Annotated in this window: 1 protein-coding gene; it reads left to right on the top strand. The window is 65.9% G+C overall.

The window, feature by feature from the left end; all coding sequences use genetic code 11:
* Positions 1–1,089, top strand: a 1,089-nt coding sequence (locus tag E4Q08_RS23960; RefSeq protein ID WP_169072247.1) for a methyl-accepting chemotaxis protein, incomplete at both ends; no start/stop codon positions are given.

Below are 1,089 nucleotides of genomic sequence, written 5' to 3'. Positions count from 1 at the left end.
GGCCGCGACCGTCGTGCTGCTCATCGTCGTCCTGCTCCTGCATGTTGGGTACGTCGATTTCCTGAGCCAGACCTTCGCTCTCGATCGCAGCCGCGACACCCTGATGACCCTGCTCGGTCTGCTGCTGTTCCTGGGCCTCCAGCAGGCGCTCTCGCGGCTCCTGTACCACGACACCCACCTGGGCATCGACGAAAGTCTCCGGGACGAACGCCCGCGCTGCCCGTCGCAGCAGGTCTGCCAGCGCGTCGCGCTGCCCGAGCTGCGGGAGATCCCGCGCTTCAACCAGGTTCTCGTCGGGCAGTTGCAGAGCGTCGTCGAGCAGACCGAACAGGCGGCCTACGATGTCACTTCACGACTGCAGACGATCGACGAGGTGGTCACCGACCTGAACCAGTTCGTGGCCGCCGCCGCCGCGGAATCGCAGGCCATGGCGCACGAATCCGAAGAGCGGATCGCCGGCAATCGCCAACTGATCGGCAAGCTCGAAGCCTTCATCGCCCAGCGCGTCGAAGAGACCGCCGCGGACGAGAAACACAGTGGCGAAGCGGTCAAGGAAGCCCGCTCGCTGCAAACCCTGGTCGATCTGATCCGGCACATTGCCGGCCAGACCAACCTGCTCGCGCTCAATGCGGCCATCGAGGCCGCCCGCGCCGGCGAGGCCGGACGCGGTTTCGCGGTCGTCGCCGACGAGGTGAGGAAGCTCTCGCACGAAACCGAAGCCGCGGTCAAGAAGATCAACGACGGCATCATCGCCGTCACCCAGATCATCGAGCGCCAGTTCAAGGACAAGCTCGCGCACTCGCACATCCACGAGGAACGCGACAGTCTCGAACGCTTCACACAGCAGCTCGCCGCCCTCGGCGCCAGCTACGAAAGCCTGACGGCGCGCGAACGGCAGATCCTCGACACCATCACCACGAACAGCGGCAAGCTCGCCACGATGTTCATGGAGGCCCTGGCCAGCGTGCAGTTCCAGGACGTGACGCGCCAGCAGATCGAACAGGTGATCCACGGCCTCGGACGTCTCGACCAGCACGCCGAAGCGCTCGCCGGAGCCATCGAAAGCGGCGCCGATGGCGGCCACGAGGT

It is taken from the genome of Candidatus Accumulibacter contiguus, from assembly GCF_012940005.1.
In the GTDB taxonomy this organism is placed as follows: Bacteria; Pseudomonadota; Gammaproteobacteria; order Burkholderiales; family Rhodocyclaceae; genus Accumulibacter; species Accumulibacter contiguus.
Note: the sequence above shows the minus strand (reverse complement) of the source record. Positions and strands in the feature narration are given on the sequence as shown.